The sequence below is a fragment of the Parasutterella excrementihominis YIT 11859 genome (assembly GCF_000205025.1).
In the GTDB taxonomy this organism is placed as follows: domain Bacteria; phylum Pseudomonadota; class Gammaproteobacteria; order Burkholderiales; family Burkholderiaceae_F; genus Parasutterella; species Parasutterella excrementihominis.
This window is the reverse complement of record NZ_GL883690.1, coordinates 30911-47450: the sequence shown is the minus strand read 5'-3', so window position 1 is coordinate 47450 and position 16540 is coordinate 30911. Positions and strand designations below refer to the sequence as shown.

The following is a 16540-nucleotide window of genomic DNA, read 5'->3' as shown; positions in this document are numbered from 1 at the left end:
TGATACCATTTAGGGTAAAAAAAGATTATTGTTGTTAATAACTAATTAAATAATATTTTTTTCAAGATAATCACCCTGACACGTTACCATTCCGTGCCTGACCTTAGTTTTTTTCCTATAAATCGTTCTACTATTCACTGACGATTCAATATAGGAGGAGCTCAATGTCGATACTCAAGCCCGGTTTGGAAGAACGGTACAAAAGGGTAAAACAATCACTTGCAGACGACGAAATGCGCTTCGGCAGAGAGCCGGGAAGCGTCTTTTTACTTCCGGTTTCAAAAACCTTCGGAATTAATGCTTTGGAGGAAGCAGTGAAGTGCGGCATGAGGGCCTTCGGGGAAAACTATGTTCAGGAAGGGTGCGAAAAAATCGAATACTTTAAAAAGCAGCATCCTGACTTGGAGATTACCTGGCACTTTATCGGGCATCTTCAGTCCAACAAAACCCGCCCTGTAGCTGAACATTTCGATTGGGTTCAGACGGTAGACCGCTTAAAAATCGCACAGCGGCTTTCTGAGCAAAGACCCGCAGATATGCCTCCCTTAAATGTGTTAATCGAAGTTCACATCTCTGACGAAGAGAGCAAAAGCGGCTGCCAGCCAGCCGACGTCCCGGCCCTGGCTCAAGCTATCACATTGCTTCCGAACTTAAAGCTTCGAGGCATCATGGCAATTCCGGCGCCCTCGGATACTGAAGAGGGCAAAAAGGCTCCTCTAAAAGAAATGTATGCCATCTTCCTGCATTTAAGAGATGAGCTGAATTTTGATATCGACACGCTCTCGATGGGCATGAGCTCGGATATGGCAGAAGCTGTGGAATGCGGGAGTACCATGGTAAGAGTCGGCTCGGCAATTTTCGGACCTCGTGACTACACCAAAAAGGAGTAAAAATGAATAGAAAAACAATCGCTTTCATCGGCGGCGGAAACATGGGAGAAGCCATCATTTCTAAGATGGTCTCAAGTGACTGGAAGGGCGATGATATTCACGTCATTGATCACAATGAAGAGAAATTGGAGCGTCTTTCTTCCGAATACGGTGTCCATGCTCATAAGGAACCCGGTTCGTGGCTTTCTGAGATCGATGCCGTTGTTCTTGCAGTCAAGCCGCGGCAGCTTGCTGAAGCCATCAAAGCCAGCAAAGAATGGATCGAAGACGCACTCGTAATTTCTATTGCGGCCGGCGTTCGAGTCAAAGACCTTGAGGCAATGATCGGTCACAACTGCATTTGCCGCACCATGCCGAATACTCCGATGAAAATCGGTCTCGGCGTCTGCGGACTTTATTCCACACCCGAAGCAGAACCCGACCATCGCTTTATTGTCAAAGTTTTTGCGGCCTGCGGCGATTTGATTTGGTGTACGAAAGAAGAAGAACTGGACGGAGTAACAGCCATCAGCGGTTCCGGCCCTGCTTATGTATTCAGATTTATTGAAGCGCTGACAGAAGCCGGACTTCGTTACGGATTCAATGACGTCCAAGCAAAGAGAATGGCCATTGCAACCGTTCTCGGGTCAGCCGAACTCGCCAAACGCAGCGGCGAGTCGCCGTCTGTCCTTCGTGAAAAGGTAACGAGCAAAGGCGGCACAACTTATGAAGCGCTCAAGGTCATGAATGACCGTCACTTTATGGAAATGATGCAGGATGCGATGGACGCCTGCAAGAAACGTGCCGTTGAACTCGGCGACGCTTTCCACGAAAGCGTAGAAGCAGCGGAGAAATAATTGATGCTGAGGCCTTCAAAGAAGGCCTCACTTTCTAAGCTTCCAAATACTTTTCTTTAGACTGATACCAGCGGGCAGCATGCTTTTCTGCCCGCGGATCTTTTTCTCGGATCCACTTATCCGCCATCGCCATGGCTTTCTCAACGAGGAAGCCGTCGGTTTCAAAATCAGCAAAACGAAGCAGGGCAGCTCCGCTCTGACGAGCGCCTAAAAACTCACCAGGCCCTCTCAACTCCAAGTCTCTTCTGGAAATTTCAAAGCCGTCTGTCGTGTCGTTGAATACCTGGAGACGTTCCTTGCCGATCTTTGAAAGCTGGTCTCCGAAAATCGCAAAGCAATAACTCTTGATCGATCCTCGGCCGACGCGTCCTCTGAGCTGATGGAGCTGGGCAAGCCCGAAGCGTTCTGCGTGTTCAATAACCATAATGGATGCGTTCGGAACGTCTACGCCCACTTCAATCACTGTTGTAGAAACTAAAAGCTTTGTTTCTCCCTTAACAAACCGATCCATGACAGCGTTTTTATCTTCCGGCGTCATCTTGCCGTGCAGAAGCTCAATCTTGAACTGAGGGAGGATTTGTTTAATCTCTTCACATGTTTCAGTGGCAGCGGTAAGGTCTACTTTTTCGCTTTCTTCGATCAGAGGGCAGACCCAATAGGCCTGCAGGCCGGCGGCTAAAGACTTGCCGATCCATTCGACCAAATCGCCTTTGCGGCTCATGGAAACTAATTTTGTTGAGATCTCTTGTCTTCCCGGAGGCAGTTCATCGATGACGGAGACGTCGATATCGGCTAGATAACTCATGGCCAAGGTTCGGGGAATAGGCGTGGCCGACAGCATGAGAAGATGCGGCATCATACCGTTTTGCTGTGCACGAATGGCTAATCTCTGATCCACGCCGAAACGGTGCTGCTCATCGACGATGGCGAGCCCCAAAGCCTTGAATTTAACGTCCGGCTGAATGATTGCATGAGTTCCGACCACCAGTTCGGCACCGTCTTCGATTGCCGCCAAGGCTTCACGCTTTTCTTTGGCCTTCTGTTTTCCGGAGAGCCAAACGACACGGACGCCGAAAGGTTCCAGCCAGGAAATAATCTTTTTAAAGTGCTGTTCAGCCAAAATTTCCGTCGGCGCCATAAGCGCCGCCTGGTAGCCTGCATCAATCGCCTGGCAGGCGGCAAGCGCCGCAACGACGGTTTTACCGCTTCCGACATCTCCCTGGACCAATCGGTTCATGGGGCGTTCGCTGCCGAGAGATTCGTAAATATCTTTCCAGACTCGAATCTGGGCCTTTGTCAGCTTAAAGGGCAGGGAATGGAAAAATTTTGCTGTCAAAGAGTTGTTGTCGCCTTTGCGCAGCGGCATCAACGGTCCTTTGTTCATATCCCGCATTTCACGAGATTTCTTCAGCGAAATCTGCTGAGCCAGAAGCTCATCGAATTTCAACCGCTGCCAAGCCGGATCCGTTCGATTCTGCAAAGGACCAATCGGAGCGCCGGCCTTAGGATGATGCAGAGAATTAATCGCTTCAGAAAGTCCCGGAAGGTGCAATTCATTACGCTCTTCTTCGGTCAAGAGGTCAGAAATATCCACGTCCATTAAGGCGCGGTCAATGCGTTTTCTCAGCCACAGCTGAGTCACACCTTCGCCGGCGGGATAAACAGGTGAAAGCGTTTTAGGAAGGTCGCTTTCGGATTTCGGAGCGCGAACCTTGGGATGAATCATTTCAAGACCGCCGCCGAAAGCGGCACGCGGGTTTCCGTAGAGTCGGACACGTTTCCCGACTTTCAGTAAATCACGAATAGAAGGGTAGTAGTGAATAAACCGAACCTTGAGCATGTCGGTTTCGTCATCGACCCAAGCTTCAAAATTTCCGAACCGATTGTCGCTGTTATTGGTGACAACACCTTCAACCTGGGCGTCGACGCCGACTTCAAGTTCTTCGATCGGCGTAATGGAGGTCTCATCTTCGTAACGAAGAGGCAAATGAAGGACAAAATCCCAATCGCTGACCAAACCCAATTTCTTAAGGCGTTCGGCCAGAGGCGCCAATTTTTGTCCGGGTTTTCGTTTCCAAGAAATTTCTGCCACTTTCCTAACAGCCTATATCTATATAGAAGAAGAGCTGCCTGTAAGGCAGCTCGAATCCTCTTTTTTCGTGAGTCGAATGCTTTACACAAGCATTCTATCAATTAAGTAATCAACGGTTAGCACGCATATTCATTGTCAGTGCGTAACGGTCGCCGGGATGATAAGACTCTGAAATTTCGAGGATGTTCCGCTTAATACCCATGTAGTGGCGGAGAATACGGAGGCAAGGTGAGCCGACCTGAGCATCCAGATACATTGCGGCTTCTGCAGGAAGGGGAACGGCGGAAATCTTCTGGACGACTTCAAGACACTTTTCTCCGTATTCTTTCTCGATCAGTGTGGAAAGAAGAACCAACGGATTTAACCGAGCCAAATCCGGCAGACGGGAGTAAGCGGCGTTCACATAAACCGCCGTCCAAACAACAGGCTTTCCGTTGTCTGTCGGATTGGTTCGGACATTAGAAAAACGCAGGAAGCGCAGATACCTCTCGCATTCCAGTCTCTTTGCCAGTGCGTGGTCAACAACACATTCCTGAGTTCCCTGGACAACTCTTTTGTGTGTAGAGGACAAACCGTCGATATCCGCAAATGAGGTGTAGGTATGGGCATAGGTTTCGTCAAATCCTACGGATACGACTTTAGAGCCTAGTCTTGGCCACCGTTTAATCAGGCCCAGGCGTGTGAGGTCTGCAAGTGCGAGTCGGACGGTATACCTACTAACGTTATATTTCTCACAGAGCTCCATCTCGGTTGGCAAATACGAATCGAGGGGATAATCACCGTTGGTGATACCACGAGTCAGATCATCTGCGAGCCTTACCCAGCGTGCGTTTTTCATATAAGGCCTTCTCAAATAAATTATCTTTTTATGACATTAATGTTACCCCTTTTTACCCCTATAACACAATAGGGATAATAGTTAGGAAAATCGAGTAAAAAGAATCACGTATGCCCGTGCATCTACTTAGTAATTTTAAAAATTTACCAAAATGGGAAATCTGACAAATGATAGGCATACCACTTAGAGAATTAGGTTGAAAAATCCCTATTCTGGGGAAGGAGGAAGAGAATCTCATTTCAGTCTATAAGTTTTTATATTTACCCCTGTAATAACACAGTAGTTTTTCTATGTAAAAAAAGAGTTTATATGAGGAATCTCCACTAAAAACCTCTTGCCAAACAGGGCGGTTTTCGTTTTATTAATTCGATGTGGCTATTTTATCGAGAGGGGTTATTTTAGTAAGCAAAAATGACAATTTTTTCGACTCTGACAAAACACCAAAAACTCAAGTAGTAATCAATAGGCAGACGAAATCTCGGAAAATCCTGGGCCCCTTGGGATGAATCGCGGTATTTAGAAGAAATTTCACCTCAGTGTCTGCGATTGAAGGAATAATTTTGTTACTCCTCGAGAAATTCTGCAAAAATGACGGCACAAATAGGAGACAACGATAATGGTTTACCGACTTGTGTGTTCTTTAGTCTATGGAATATGCATCGCTTCAAGCGGCTATGCAGCTGCGCAATCCTCCGAAATCGTAAAAGAGGAACCGGCTGTCCAGACAGAGGAAAAAACAGAGGCAGCAAATCCGGCGCCAACCCAAAAAGCAAGCGCCGAAAAAGAAGTTAAACCTGCTGAAACAGTTTTAGAACCAAGAGAGTCAGAGGAACAACTTCTTGCTCGACAAAAGAAGATCAAAGAGTTAATCGAACAAGCTGAAGTGCAGCTGTACGGGGAAGGCGTTCCTGTTGATCTCTCCAAAGCCGCCGTTCTTTATGGGCAGGCAGCCGATCTCGGAAGTCCGAAAGCCATGATGCGATTGTCGGCTCTTTATAGAAAAGGTACCGGTGTCGAACTATCTCAGGAAAAAGCTTTTGAGCTCATTCAAAAAGCCGCTTCACTTGACTATGCTCCAGCACAAGCCGCTCTAGGTATTTCCTATCTTGAGGGCAGAGGCGTCGAAAAAGACGAGAACTTGGGCTATGACTGGATTCGCAAAGCCGCTGAAAACGGCCATGCGCTCTCCAGAGTGATGACCGGTGAACGTCTGCTTTCTCAAGCAGATAACGAGCAGTCCAAGCAAACAGGGCAGGAATATATTGATTCCATCCTTCAAAACGCTTCTCCTCAAGAACTTTATACGATTAGTTATTCCTTCGGACACGGCTTACGGCTGACAAAGAATCCTGAAAAGGCCAGATATTGGGCAAAAGCCGCCGCGGACAAGGGAAGTGTTAACGGTACATACTATCTAGGCGAACTGTATTGGAATGCCAAAGAAGTGCCGGAAGCGCTTAAATGTTTTGAAAAAGCAGCCGAGATGGGCTTGACGGCTGCTGAACTCCAAACAGGAAGAATTTATCTTTACGGCGCTGAGGGTGTTGCCAAGAATCCTGCAAAAGCCGTTTACTGGATGAAAAAGGCCGCTCCCATCGCTTCTAATGAAGATTTACTGACTTTAGTCGGATTAGAGTTATCCGGACCTCGTGCGGTTAAAAACCATGAAGACGCCCAAAAGTATCTTGATATGTACATCGCTCGGGCTAAGCCGGAAGAGCTGGAAGAAAACGCTGAGAAATACTGGAACGGTGTCGGCGTACGCAAAAACTTCGATATCGGCGGGGCCTTGGCTCTAGCAGCCGTGCAGAAAGGCAATAAAGCGAATGTCTGCAGCTATGCCATGAAGTTAGCCACTCCGAATTGGTTCGGAGGCGATCCTGTCATCGCTTATGCAATTTTGAACGATTGCGTACTTCAAAAAGGTGCCTCGGAAGAAGAGGTCAAAGCCTTTGAAGCTTTGGAAAAGAGAATGAGCGCTGAAGACCTCAGAAAGGCCCAGAATTTAAATGGTGAGGACGCTATTGAGGCCATCAAAATTCGTCGAGTCTATTTAACAAGCAAGTAACTTCTTTTACGATAATTTTCGGCCGATCTTCGCGAATTGCGACGATCGTTTTTTTTTCATGCTCGCCATTAGGCTTTTAATGGCTCGAGTAGACAAAAAAGCCAGAAAAGCTTTTGGAGATACAGAAGAAAAACAAGTAAGCAAGCTTAAATAAGCGATGCTCTTAGGAAATTCTGAAATGGAAGTTGATGGTGGAGATAATGGGGATCGAACCCACGACCTCTGCATTGCGAACGCAGCGCTCTCCCAGCTGAGCTATATCCCCACCGGCGTGAAAACTCACAGGCAGAATGATGCACTAAATTACAAATAATTTCAACTTCAGCAAAAAAATATTTTTATCTACGGAGATAAAAAGTTCGAAAAGGCGTTCGGAGAATCTGTCATCTCTGATGGTTTTATTTGGAATATGGTCCATATTGGTGGCAATGAAAAGGATAATAAACGAACGCGGCGGAAACCTTGGCGACTCAATGCACGAAGAAATCGCCGCTGTTTACAAAGGCTCAAACGATGAGGAAACCTTCACGGCAGCATTCATGTTTATGGAGTACTACCTCGACTTTTTGTTCAAAGGTTGTCGTAGTCGTAGCTTTCAGCTCGAAGACAGTGCCGAGGAATGGATTCTTCGTGATCTAGACATAGAAAACAGATGGGCTGAACCGTTGCCTTCCATCTTCGACTAACATTTAGGCTTGCTGTTCTATTGAAAAAAGGCGAGCTCAAATGATTCAGGATTATTTTTCTCTTGATAAGAAGGGCGATGACTATCTTCTTCTTCGTATCATCAACAAAGTTGACTTTGAAGAGGAGGTCGTCTGGGCTCGCGATTTCTCTTTATCTGATCGAAGTGACATTTCTAAGCCCGTCGAGCATTTAATGAGTTATCTGAAAGGCGGCTTCGATTCTCTTTCTGAATGGAACGGAGATATGGAAGGATTCCATTCATCTATTCAGCATTTCGGATTTGAAAATCTTCTGAGGACCGACAATCTCATTCCCGCATTCATTTTGAGGAAGGATGCAAAAACACCAGAAATCAATCAGTTGATTTTCAATGAATTGGAGAAAGAAAGAGAAACCTTGGGAGGTAAGGAGCTTGAGACGAAGGTCGGCCTCCTTCATGAGGCACTTTCTTCCATCGGCGCAAAGTCATACCAACCCAACGACCCTGAAGCCACCGTTCCGGTCCCTTTAAGTTTGATTTTTAATAAAGATTGGAACGCTGTCGGCGCGCTATTGGAAAACTATTCCTAACCGACAGCGTTGTTAGAGACGATTAGATAGGCTCAGGAATGGCGCGCTGCAGCTTCAGCAGTGTCTTTCTGATCATCGTAGACGGGGCCCAGTCTTCTTTTGCTTTTCTTAGACCCGGAATACCGAGGTCTTCTTCGCGATTAATCTGTGTAAAGCGTTCAGGCAAAGTCTTGCACAAAGCGCTGGCTAAAGCAGGGTAGGCACCGGTAACAGTGCGATCAGCCTTTTCAATATGAACGGAGAAAATGTTTTCACCGACGTCGGAGCCATAGGTGAAGCCGTACATATTGTCTCCGTCCATTAAAGCGCCGCCAATCAAGCGGAACTCTTCAAAATGATCAAAGGCAAGCTCGATTGCGTCTCTTTCAGCTTCAAGACTCTTCGTCATTTCGCCGTAGTTGGCATACCAGTTCTTCAGAAAAACCGTTGCTTTTTCAATCAGCTCAGGCGTGAAAGATACAAATTGAGCGTTCGGGTAGGCCTTATAAAATCTCTTATTGAAATTGCGTTTCCCGTGAAGTTCTCTGCCTTCCAGGTTTTCGATCTTGTCACGTTCATAGACATAATCCCACCAGGAATTTGAAGACACGGTAATGAAGTTGCGATATCGCATCAGTTCGGAAATTCTTTCCGTCATATACGTAAAGCGCCCGAATAAAATCACCGGCTCTTTGCAGCACTGACATTCAGAAGCAATGTCTTCGATGATAGCTAAAGCGTTTTCGCTGCGAAGCGGAATGACATAAGCCGGCGGAATATCCGGATAAGGGGCCCAGTTCAATACTAATTCGCCCTGAGAAATTCCCCATTTGATGTTGTATTCCTTAGCGCGTCCGATGACGGATGCGATAGAAAGATTGCAGTCTCCGTTCTGAAGTTTCGGCAGTTGTTCTTGTAGAAGCGGTAATTCGTTAAGCGTGACGGGTTTTAGTTCGATCGGCATGTCGTGGTTCGATTTTATGATTTCAGTGGAGAATATACTATTCGGATCAGAGGCGATTATAGTTTCTCGTTCCGTAACGAGCACGGGACATTTTCAAACACAGGCGGGCCCATGGATTTCTCTCAAGTGGACGGCATCTTGCACATTCATTTGGATAATTTTTTTATCCTCGGCATTGCATGCCTCTGCTATTTCCTCGGCCGATGGATCAAATCCGAAATCAAACTTTTACAGGACCTCTCGATTCCCGTTCCGTTTATCGGCGGATTGCCGGCAGCGATTATTTTTGCATGTCTAAAAATTTCCAAGACTGCTGTCATTGTCTTAAATCCTGATCTCAATGCCCTGATTTTTCAGTTCTTTCTAACCATGATGGCTTTGATGGGAAGCTGGAAGCTCATCAAAACAGGTTTTGTTATTTCAATCATGTTTTGGTCTCTGGCGATGGTACTCGGTGTACTTCAGGCGCTCATCGGACTGACCGCAGCTCAGGCTTTAGGGCTGCATCAGCACCTCGGACTCCTTATGGGAACCCTCTCCATGATGGGAGGAACTGAGACGCTCACCAATTTCATCCCGGCAGTTGAGCATCTGGATAAATTCTCAGGCGCCGCTCAAGCCGCAATGGGTGTAGCGACACTGGGAATGGTTTGCTCCATGATGGTTAGTGCCCCGATGGGCGAGTACCTCATCAAGAAATACTCACTCAAGAACCCTAGCCGCAGTGAATTCGACAATGCCCGACTCATTCGATCTATCGAACGAAGCAATAAACCTTTTTATCAAACGCATACTGTTGAGTGCATCAAGATCATTGCCATCTGCTTTGTCTGCATGGCTTTCAGCCACCTCATCAAACAGAAATTTTTAGCGGATGTCTTAATTCCCGACTATACGGTCTGTATGGTTTGCGCTCTGATTGCCAGAAATTTTGCAGACACGACGGGCTGGTTCAGTGTGGACGGATTAGCGCTGAGGACTTTGACGAAGATTTTTTTGATTCTTTTCATTTTGGTTTCGACATGCGCGCTGCAGTTGGACTTAATTTTTGATCTTTCGGCACCGATCATCGCTGTATTTTTCCTCGAGCTCATCGTTAATTTTTTATTTGCACGTTTTATCTATTTCAATCTTTTGGGGAAAGACTTCCGAGGGATGCTCATTGCTGTCGGAGGATTGGCTTTCTCTATGGGGATGGCCGCCAACGGACTCAGCAACATGCAGAGCCTTTGTGAAAAGTACGGCCCTAACACCGACGGCTTCCTGGTCGTCTGTGTCGTGGGCTTGATTCTCTTGGCGATCTCCAATACGCTGTTAATTAAATTTTTACTCACTATTTTCTAGATTGAAGAGGTAACGCAATGGCTGATGAAATCGTTCTCCATGTCACAGAAGCAAATTACGAAGATACTGTCGTGAAATGCGACAAGCCGGTTCTCTTAGCAATCGGCGCTCCTTGGTGCATTGACTGTAAACGAATCGAACCGATGTTCATGGAATATGCACAGAAGTACCATGACAAAATTCAGTTTGCTCATTGCGATTTCGATACTGAAGCAGGGCTCAACACTAAGTTCCGCGTCCGCCATATCCCGACCTTGCTTTTAATTCGCAAGGGCGAAATCCTGGATACATTGGTTGAACCGAAAAAAGTTGAAGCCTTCGACGAGTTTGTCCAGAAGGCCTTGAAAGAAATCTAATTTCTAAATTACGACTCAACCGCGGCTGACGTCCGCGGTTTTTTCTTAATTTTCACTAGCCGAAGCTTCCACTAACGTATTGACGCGTTTTTACTTTTGTGGCGTTAGAAAAGATTTGTTTTGTCGGACCGTGCTCAATTAACTCGCCCATGTAAAAGAAGGCGGTGTTGTCCGAAATTCGCATCGCTTGCTGCATGTTATGGGTCACGATGATGATGCAAAGATCCTTCTTGAGTTCTTCCATGCCTTGTTCGAGTTTTTCTGTCGCAATAGGATCCAACGCGCTGGCAGGTTCATCCATAAGCAGCACTTCCGGCTCTACTGCCAAAGCCCTTGCAATACACAATCGTTGCTGCTGACCGCCGGAAAGGGAAAGGGCAGAGTCTTTGAGGCGATCCTTGACTTCGTCCCATAAAGCCGCTCTTCGAAGACTTTCTTCAGCCTTATCCATTAAAAGCGATTTGTTCCTAACGCCAGATACTTTCAGACCATAGACGACATTTTCAAAAATACTTTTGGCAAAAGGCGTCGGCCTCTGGAAAACCATGCCGATCCTGCGCCTTAACTCAACGACATCACAGTGCTGATGGTTGATTTCTTCATCTCCGAATTTGATGGAGCCTTCAAGACGCGCACCTTCAATTAAATCGTTCATGCGATTCAATGTTCTCAGAAAAGTACTTTTCCCGCAGCCTGAGGGTCCGATTAAGGCCGTGATTTCTTTTTTGTTGAAAGAGAGAGAAATATTTTTTAATACTTGTTTTGAACCGTAAAAGAAATTCAAATTAGAAGCGATCAATTTCGTAAATTCATTATTTACTTGCATATTTACTTTTTCAACATTCCTGATTCATTTTCAAATTCGCGAAAATTGTATTTGGCCTTTATGACAGTTGAATGTCAGGAATATGTCAATTTGATGACAACTTACTCGTTGATTTATTGTCATAAAACTTTCACGGAAATGTAATTTTCTTGTCATTTTTTACTTCTAGTATTCGCCGTGTTCCTTGAGGAAAAAATCTTTCTTGGAACGCAAAATTTGTTAATAAAACATAGGAGAATTTATGAGAAAAAATTATTTAATTTCCTTACTTGCTTTATCTGCCATGACTGTTTCCGCTTCTTCCATGGCAAAAGAAAATGTGACGGTTTCCGGTTCAACAACCGTTTTGCCGGTCATGCAAAAAATCTCTGAGCATCTCATGCAAAAAGATCCTTCTGTTGTCATCGAACTTTCCGGAGGCGGTTCCGGCAGCGGCATTAAAGCCCTGAACGAGAAACTCACACAAATTGCCATGAGCTCGAGAAAAATCAAAGGCAAGGAGGTTAAGGCAGCTGAAGAAAAGGGCGTTAAACCTTTCGAAATCCCAGTCGCCGTTGATGCGATCGTACCAATCGTGAATCCTAAAAATACTTTGAATGGTCTTTCATTGGATGATCTCAGAAAAATTTATAAAGGCGAAATCAAAAACTGGAAAGAGGTAGGCGGTCCCGATGCTCCGATTGTTCTTGTTTCCAGAGATTCTTCCTCTGGGACCTTTGAATCTTGGGAATCGCTAGTGATGAAGAATCAGCGCGTCAGTCCGAGGGCACTTCTTCAGAATTCCAACGGAACGGTTGTTCAAACCGTCTCTAAGAACCCAAATGCCATCGGATATGTCGGCCTCGGTTACGTAGCTCCGATCATCAAGGCTGTAGAAATCAACGGAATTAAAGCAACGCCTTTGACTGCTAAAGAAGGCAAATGGCCGCTCTCACGAGATCTATATCTCTATACGAACCGACAGCCCCAAGGCGCTGTTAAAAAAGTAACCGACTTCTGTTTATCTGAAGAAGGCCGAGGTCTCATCAAAGAAGCCGGTTTCGTTCCGCCCGCAAAACAATAATTTCTTATCTATTCCGACAGAAAGCTTGAAGATCGAAGTAAGCTTTCCAACCATTTCCATCCTTTTTGCTGTGACCGGCATTGAATAGCCGGAGCCGCATAAGTGATTGAAATCTCGGAGTCTTCTAGTGAAGCGAACCATCAAGGATTTCATTTTTGAAAAATCTCTTCTTTTCTTAGCTCTCCTAACACTTGCCGGCCTCGCCGGAATCGTCTGGTTCTTATTTAAAGAGGGCATGCCCGTCCTCGATACGATATCGCTCAAACATTTTCTAACCGGTCACGACTGGTATCCGACGGAAGATCCTCCGTCATTCGGTATATTTCCTTTAATCATCGGATCGGTTTCGGTAACGCTGCTTGCTGCCGTGTTGGCCATTCCTCTGGGAATCCTCTGCGCCATTTTCTTGTCTGAAATTGCCTCGTCACGGCTGCGTTCAATCTTTAAACCTTTTATTGAGCTGTTGGCAGCCATGCCTTCCGTAGTTATCGGCTTTGTCGGGATGACAGTGCTTGCACCTTTTCTTCAGGATTACTTCGGAGCCCCTACGGGACTGAATATATTGAACGCGGCCATCCTGCTGGCTCTCATGGCGGTTCCGACGATCTGCACCATTTCTGAAGACGCTCTTCGCTCTGTTCCGAGAAGTCTCAAAGAATCTTCTTTAGCACTCGGCGCCACACATTGGGAAACGCTAACAACTGTCACGATCCCGGCAGCTTTTTCCGGAATTGCAACCGGAGTGATGCTGGGTTTAAGCCGCGTCATCGGCGAGACCATGGTCGTACTTATGGTTGCAGGCGGTGCGGCACTCATCCCGGAAAGCCTTTTTGATCCGGTCAGGCCCATGCCGGCTTCCATCGTTGCTGAGATGGCTGAATCTCCTTTCGGGAGCAGCCATTACCACGCCTTGTTCGCCATTGGCATCGTATTGTTTTTCTTTACCTTCCTCTGCAATCTGGCTGCCTTCTTGGTTTCGCAAAAATACAAACTGAAAGCCTCTAGTTAATTCGGGAACTTCAATGAATCTATCAATAACTCTAAGAAACCGCAGAACATACAAAGAGTATGCGGGTCTTTTTATGATTAAGTCCGGCGCCTGGATTATGGTCGCATTATTTCTTTCTTCACTCGGCTACATTGCTTATCACGGAGCCGGAACACTTTCTCCCTCTTTCCTGTCAACGTTTCCTGAAAAAATGATGGAAGAGGGCGGCATCCTGCCTTGCATCATCGGCACTGCGATTCTGTCCATCGGTGCCATGGCCGTTGCGCTGCCCCTGGGAATCGCTTGCGCTGTCTGGCTCAATGAATATGCAAAAGAAGGTCCACTTAAAAAACTTATCACTTTGGCCGTTGCTAATCTTGCCGGTGTCCCTTCCATTGTCTTCGGATTATTCGGCTTAGCCTTCTTTGTCACCGTCTGCGGCTTAGGAGTCAGCGCCATTGCCGGAATATTGACGTTGGCTGTTCTTACGCTTCCGATCGTTATCAATACCGTTCGTGAAACACTTTCTCAAATACCGAACAGCTGGAGAGAATCCTCCCTTGCCTTAGGAGCGAGCAAAACCCAGACCGTTTTACGGACGGTACTTCCGGCTGCGCTTCCGGGAATTTTGACCGGCGCCATCTTGGGATTGGCCAGAGCAGCCGGAGAAACGAGCGCCATCATGTTTACAGCAGCCGTCGTCTCGACGACTAATTTGCCGAATTCTCCGTTCGCCGCCGTCATGTCACTGCCATACCATATCTACGTGTTAGCAACGACAGGCATGAATCCGGATAAAGCGGTACCGATTCAGTGTGCAACGGCTTTGGTTCTTCTCATGACCGTATTCGCTTTGAATCTGATGGCTTTCTATATCCGACAAAAATCCTCGAAGCGACCGGCGTAACAAGTTCTTAGAGTCGGTTACAATGGCTTTTTCCAACCGAAGCGGGCGTCCGTCAAAGGACGACCCGCTTCAATTTCTTCAATGGCAGCAAGAAAGTCTTCTTCGGTTTTACTTTTAAAGATGTTTTTAAAAGCCTTCGGATTTTCTTCAAAAAGATTAGCCTGGAAGAACCAAAACTCTTTCATACGCATCATTGCATTCCGGCGGTTCTGGAAGGCTTCCGTGTAAGCATCGAAAAGGGCGGTTGTGAAATTTTTAATCTCTTCAAGGCTGGCTGCAGGGCCGCCTTTGTATTTACGGAAGAGTGCGGGATCTGCCATCAGCGCACGACCGACCATAAGCATCTTCGGATCACGGAAAGTCTTAGAGAAATCTATCATGTCGGCCGTCGTAATCATGTCGCCGTTTACACCCAGCGGAAATGGAATCTCATCAAGATGCTCAAGGAGCGCCTCTTTTCTGACCTCTCCTTTGTATTGATCTGTCTTCAAACGCATATGGACAATCAAAAGAGAAAGGGGATACTTCTTATATAAGTTGAGGATGTCTCCGAACTCTTCCGTATTCGCCCATCCCAATCTTGTCTTAATGGAAATAGGAATGTCGATGCCGGCGCTGAAAATTTCATCCAGAAAACGTTCCAATGCGTAGAGATCTCTTAAAAAGCCGGAACCTTTTCCTTTGGCCACGACCGTACCGGAAGGGCAGCCGAGATTTAAATTGACTTCCTTATAACCCAAATCCTGAAGAGCTTTGGCGGCCCAGATGAAATCGGCGGAACGGTTGCTCAAAAGCTGTGGAACCACCGGAATACCGGCATTTACTTCAGGTGAAAGTTCCTTCAGATGTCGATCCGTGAACTTCGGTTCGACAGTGGGCGTGATGAAAGGAATGTAATAAAGGTCAGTCCCGCCGAAATACTGATGGTGCAAACGACGGAACACTGCCGTCGTTAATCCTTCCATCGGAGCTGCTGCTAATAACTGACCATTCATTTCTCTTCTTACCTCATTTGAAGGCGTAATTTTAGTGGAGCTGAAGAAAAAATCCTTCTAAAACAAAGTGTATTGCGTGTGAAAGTTTTTCTAAACGCTTGATAGTCCTGACACGGGACTTCCATGTTTCATTTATCAAAGAAAAAATTAGATTAAATTTACATTTAGTTTCATTTATTAAGAACATATCTATTTTATTTTTATATGGACAATATTATTATGTGCATATTGAAATTCAATTGATTGTCAGGAGAAAGAACATGACGATTACATTAAAGAAGAACAGTGTTGATGTCCGTGTCGAACTTCGCCGCAATGACAGCGACTTCATCGGTGATGACCGCGCTTACTACACTTACTTTTTCAGCAAAGCCGGCTGCTTCGGCTCTGCCAAAGTGACGGAAAAAGAGGTTTATCCGATCGACTGCGAATCTTTCACAACGAAAGAAAGAGAAAACTTCAAGGACGCCTTGGCTTCTCTGCAGCCGGACATTCTCAAGCTTGCTTCTTTCCTCAACAAAGAAAATGAGAACAAGGGCGACTTGGAAAGCACCCTAGATCTTCAGTGGGCTCTGGCTAAAAGAGGCCGTCCGAGCTTAGACGACAAACCTCTGATTCGCACAACGATCATGCTAACAGAAGAAGATAAGGAAAAGCTTAAAGTCTTGGGCGGTTCTTCCTGGATTCGCAACCAGATCAGAATGGCCAGAATCGGCGAGATCCAATAAAAAAGCGACCCGAAGATCGCTTGTAATACCAGGGGCTGGCAGAAATGCCGGCCTCAAGTTTTATTACTTAGCAGCCTGAGCAACTTGTGCAGCCTGCTGACTGGCAATACGGCCGAGAGAAGAGTAGATTGCACCGGCAATGACATCAAGCTCTGTGGAGTCAGTCTTAACGATTTCGTCTTTCAGATCGGTGAAGACCTTCTGAGACAAGACCGGATTTTCCTGTTGTTTAAGAATATCGACGTTCTTAATTTTGCCGTCTTCAAAAACAACTTTGATTTCACCGTCTTTACCGATACCGGAACCTTCTTGAGTAATGGTAGCTGCGGCCGCTGTGGCGGAGAGGAATAACGCAGCAAGAATAGCCGCGCTGAGCTTAACGATTCTCATAGATTCTCCTAGAGAAAGT

The 16540-nt window shown here is 46.2% G+C and carries 17 protein-coding genes and 1 tRNA gene; 11 read left to right on the top strand and 7 right to left on the bottom strand.

From position 1 onward, the window contains the following. The first annotated feature begins 164 nt into the window (after positions 1 to 164). Positions 165 to 890 carry a YggS family pyridoxal phosphate-dependent enzyme gene (locus HMPREF9439_RS03615; protein ID WP_008811984.1) on the top strand — a complete coding sequence of 242 codons (726 nt, stop codon included), beginning with the start codon at positions 165 to 167 and terminating at the stop codon, positions 888 to 890. 2 nt (positions 891 to 892) lie between these two features. Continuing rightward, the gene (gene proC, locus HMPREF9439_RS03610; RefSeq protein WP_008863744.1) at positions 893 to 1726 is read left to right on the top strand and encodes a pyrroline-5-carboxylate reductase; all 834 of its coding nucleotides are present in this window, start codon (positions 893 to 895) and stop codon (positions 1724 to 1726) included. A 34-nt stretch (positions 1727 to 1760) separates the two neighbouring features. On the opposite strand, the gene recG is transcribed toward proC, so the two are convergent. Beyond that, positions 1761 to 3818: an ATP-dependent DNA helicase RecG gene (gene recG / locus HMPREF9439_RS03605; protein WP_008811982.1), complete on the bottom strand. Its 2058-nt coding sequence runs from the start codon at positions 3816 to 3818 to the stop codon at positions 1761 to 1763. A 109-nt stretch (positions 3819 to 3927) separates the two neighbouring features. Further along, the gene (locus HMPREF9439_RS03600) at positions 3928 to 4656 is read right to left on the bottom strand and encodes a GntR family transcriptional regulator (RefSeq protein WP_008863743.1); all 729 of its coding nucleotides are present in this window, start codon (positions 4654 to 4656) and stop codon (positions 3928 to 3930) included. Positions 4657 to 5272: 616 nt separating this feature from the next. Here HMPREF9439_RS03600 and HMPREF9439_RS03595 point away from each other — a divergent pair. Continuing rightward, positions 5273 to 6724, top strand: coding sequence for a tetratricopeptide repeat protein (locus tag HMPREF9439_RS03595; protein ID WP_008811980.1), 1452 nt, complete (start codon positions 5273 to 5275; stop codon positions 6722 to 6724). Positions 6725 to 6913: 189 nt separating this feature from the next. Here the strand turns inward: HMPREF9439_RS03595 and HMPREF9439_RS03590 are convergent. Beyond that, positions 6914 to 6989: transfer RNA gene (locus HMPREF9439_RS03590), tRNA-Ala, on the bottom strand. Between the two features lie 127 nt (positions 6990 to 7116). Between HMPREF9439_RS03590 and HMPREF9439_RS03585 the strand changes: the two genes are divergently transcribed. After that, positions 7117 to 7410 (top strand): hypothetical protein, encoded by a 294-nt coding sequence (locus tag HMPREF9439_RS03585; RefSeq protein ID WP_008863742.1) that lies wholly within the window; start codon positions 7117 to 7119, stop codon positions 7408 to 7410. 40 nt (positions 7411 to 7450) lie between these two features. After that, a complete protein-coding gene (locus HMPREF9439_RS03580; protein ID WP_008863740.1) occupies positions 7451 to 7981 on the top strand; it encodes a hypothetical protein in 531 nt (176 codons plus the stop codon). 22 nt (positions 7982 to 8003) lie between these two features. Here HMPREF9439_RS03580 and HMPREF9439_RS03575 read toward each other — a convergent pair whose 3' ends face one another. Beyond that, positions 8004 to 8924, bottom strand: coding sequence for a DUF2156 domain-containing protein (locus HMPREF9439_RS03575; RefSeq protein WP_008811977.1), 921 nt, complete (start codon positions 8922 to 8924; stop codon positions 8004 to 8006). A gap of 111 nt (positions 8925 to 9035) precedes the next feature. Here HMPREF9439_RS03575 and HMPREF9439_RS03570 point away from each other — a divergent pair, with 111 nt between their 5' ends. Both HMPREF9439_RS03570 and HMPREF9439_RS03565 read left to right on the top strand, forming a co-directional pair. After that, a complete protein-coding gene (locus HMPREF9439_RS03570; RefSeq protein WP_008863738.1) occupies positions 9036 to 10268 on the top strand; it encodes a sodium/glutamate symporter in 1233 nt (410 codons plus the stop codon). Between the two features lie 17 nt (positions 10269 to 10285). Beyond that, on the top strand, positions 10286 to 10624 hold the full coding sequence (locus tag HMPREF9439_RS03565) for a thioredoxin family protein (RefSeq protein ID WP_008863737.1): 339 nt from the start codon (positions 10286 to 10288) through the stop codon (positions 10622 to 10624). Between the two features lie 55 nt (positions 10625 to 10679). Here the strand turns inward: HMPREF9439_RS03565 and pstB are convergent, their stop codons facing one another. Further along, positions 10680 to 11450 carry a phosphate ABC transporter ATP-binding protein PstB gene (gene pstB / locus HMPREF9439_RS03560; protein WP_008811974.1) on the bottom strand — a complete coding sequence of 257 codons (771 nt, stop codon included), beginning with the start codon at positions 11448 to 11450 and terminating at the stop codon, positions 10680 to 10682. 241 nt (positions 11451 to 11691) lie between these two features. On the opposite strand from pstB, the gene HMPREF9439_RS03555 reads away from it, so the two are divergent. The 3 genes from HMPREF9439_RS03555 (at position 11692) to pstA (ending at position 14408) form a co-directional block, all read left to right on the top strand. Then, positions 11692 to 12513: a PstS family phosphate ABC transporter substrate-binding protein gene (locus HMPREF9439_RS03555; RefSeq protein ID WP_008811973.1), complete on the top strand. Its 822-nt coding sequence runs from the start codon at positions 11692 to 11694 to the stop codon at positions 12511 to 12513. Between the two features lie 127 nt (positions 12514 to 12640). Next, the gene (gene pstC / locus HMPREF9439_RS03550; RefSeq protein ID WP_008811972.1) at positions 12641 to 13522 is read left to right on the top strand and encodes a phosphate ABC transporter permease subunit PstC; all 882 of its coding nucleotides are present in this window, start codon (positions 12641 to 12643) and stop codon (positions 13520 to 13522) included. 13 nt (positions 13523 to 13535) lie between these two features. Continuing rightward, a complete protein-coding gene (gene pstA, locus HMPREF9439_RS03545; protein WP_008811971.1) occupies positions 13536 to 14408 on the top strand; it encodes a phosphate ABC transporter permease PstA in 873 nt (290 codons plus the stop codon). 17 nt (positions 14409 to 14425) lie between these two features. Here the strand turns inward: pstA and HMPREF9439_RS03540 are convergent, their stop codons facing one another. Then, positions 14426 to 15403, bottom strand: a complete 978-nt coding sequence (locus HMPREF9439_RS03540) for a tRNA dihydrouridine synthase (RefSeq protein WP_008863735.1) — start codon at positions 15401 to 15403, stop codon at positions 14426 to 14428. 260 nt (positions 15404 to 15663) lie between these two features. Here HMPREF9439_RS03540 and HMPREF9439_RS03535 point away from each other — a divergent pair, with 260 nt between their 5' ends. After that, complete coding sequence (locus tag HMPREF9439_RS03535) at positions 15664 to 16131, top strand: hypothetical protein (protein ID WP_118631322.1); 468 nt, start codon at positions 15664 to 15666, stop codon at positions 16129 to 16131. Between the two features lie 63 nt (positions 16132 to 16194). Here HMPREF9439_RS03535 and HMPREF9439_RS03530 read toward each other — a convergent pair whose 3' ends face one another. Then, positions 16195 to 16521 carry an FMN-binding protein gene (locus HMPREF9439_RS03530; protein ID WP_008811968.1) on the bottom strand — a complete coding sequence of 109 codons (327 nt, stop codon included), beginning with the start codon at positions 16519 to 16521 and terminating at the stop codon, positions 16195 to 16197. Positions 16522 to 16540 lie beyond the last annotated feature (19 nt).

Coding starts and splice junctions, on each gene's coding strand:
- HMPREF9439_RS03555 (WP_008811973.1), top strand. CDS start 11,692: ATGAGAAAAAATTATTTAATTTCCTTACTTGCTTTATCTGCCATGACT.
- HMPREF9439_RS03585 (WP_008863742.1), top strand. CDS start 7,117: ATGGTTTTATTTGGAATATGGTCCATATTGGTGGCAATGAAAAGGATA.
- HMPREF9439_RS03530 (WP_008811968.1), bottom strand. CDS start 16,521: ATGAGAATCGTTAAGCTCAGCGCGGCTATTCTTGCTGCGTTATTCCTC.
- HMPREF9439_RS03540 (WP_008863735.1), bottom strand. CDS start 15,403: ATGAATGGTCAGTTATTAGCAGCAGCTCCGATGGAAGGATTAACGACG.
- HMPREF9439_RS03565 (WP_008863737.1), top strand. CDS start 10,286: ATGGCTGATGAAATCGTTCTCCATGTCACAGAAGCAAATTACGAAGAT.
- HMPREF9439_RS03580 (WP_008863740.1), top strand. CDS start 7,451: ATGATTCAGGATTATTTTTCTCTTGATAAGAAGGGCGATGACTATCTT.
- HMPREF9439_RS03570 (WP_008863738.1), top strand. CDS start 9,036: ATGGATTTCTCTCAAGTGGACGGCATCTTGCACATTCATTTGGATAAT.
- HMPREF9439_RS03595 (WP_008811980.1), top strand. CDS start 5,273: ATGGTTTACCGACTTGTGTGTTCTTTAGTCTATGGAATATGCATCGCT.
- HMPREF9439_RS03575 (WP_008811977.1), bottom strand. CDS start 8,924: ATGCCGATCGAACTAAAACCCGTCACGCTTAACGAATTACCGCTTCTA.
- pstA (WP_008811971.1), top strand. CDS start 13,536: ATGAATCTATCAATAACTCTAAGAAACCGCAGAACATACAAAGAGTAT.
- HMPREF9439_RS03600 (WP_008863743.1), bottom strand. CDS start 4,656: ATGAAAAACGCACGCTGGGTAAGGCTCGCAGATGATCTGACTCGTGGT.
- pstB (WP_008811974.1), bottom strand. CDS start 11,450: ATGCAAGTAAATAATGAATTTACGAAATTGATCGCTTCTAATTTGAAT.
- HMPREF9439_RS03535 (WP_118631322.1), top strand. CDS start 15,664: ATGACGATTACATTAAAGAAGAACAGTGTTGATGTCCGTGTCGAACTT.
- HMPREF9439_RS03615 (WP_008811984.1), top strand. CDS start 165: ATGTCGATACTCAAGCCCGGTTTGGAAGAACGGTACAAAAGGGTAAAA.
- proC (WP_008863744.1), top strand. CDS start 893: ATGAATAGAAAAACAATCGCTTTCATCGGCGGCGGAAACATGGGAGAA.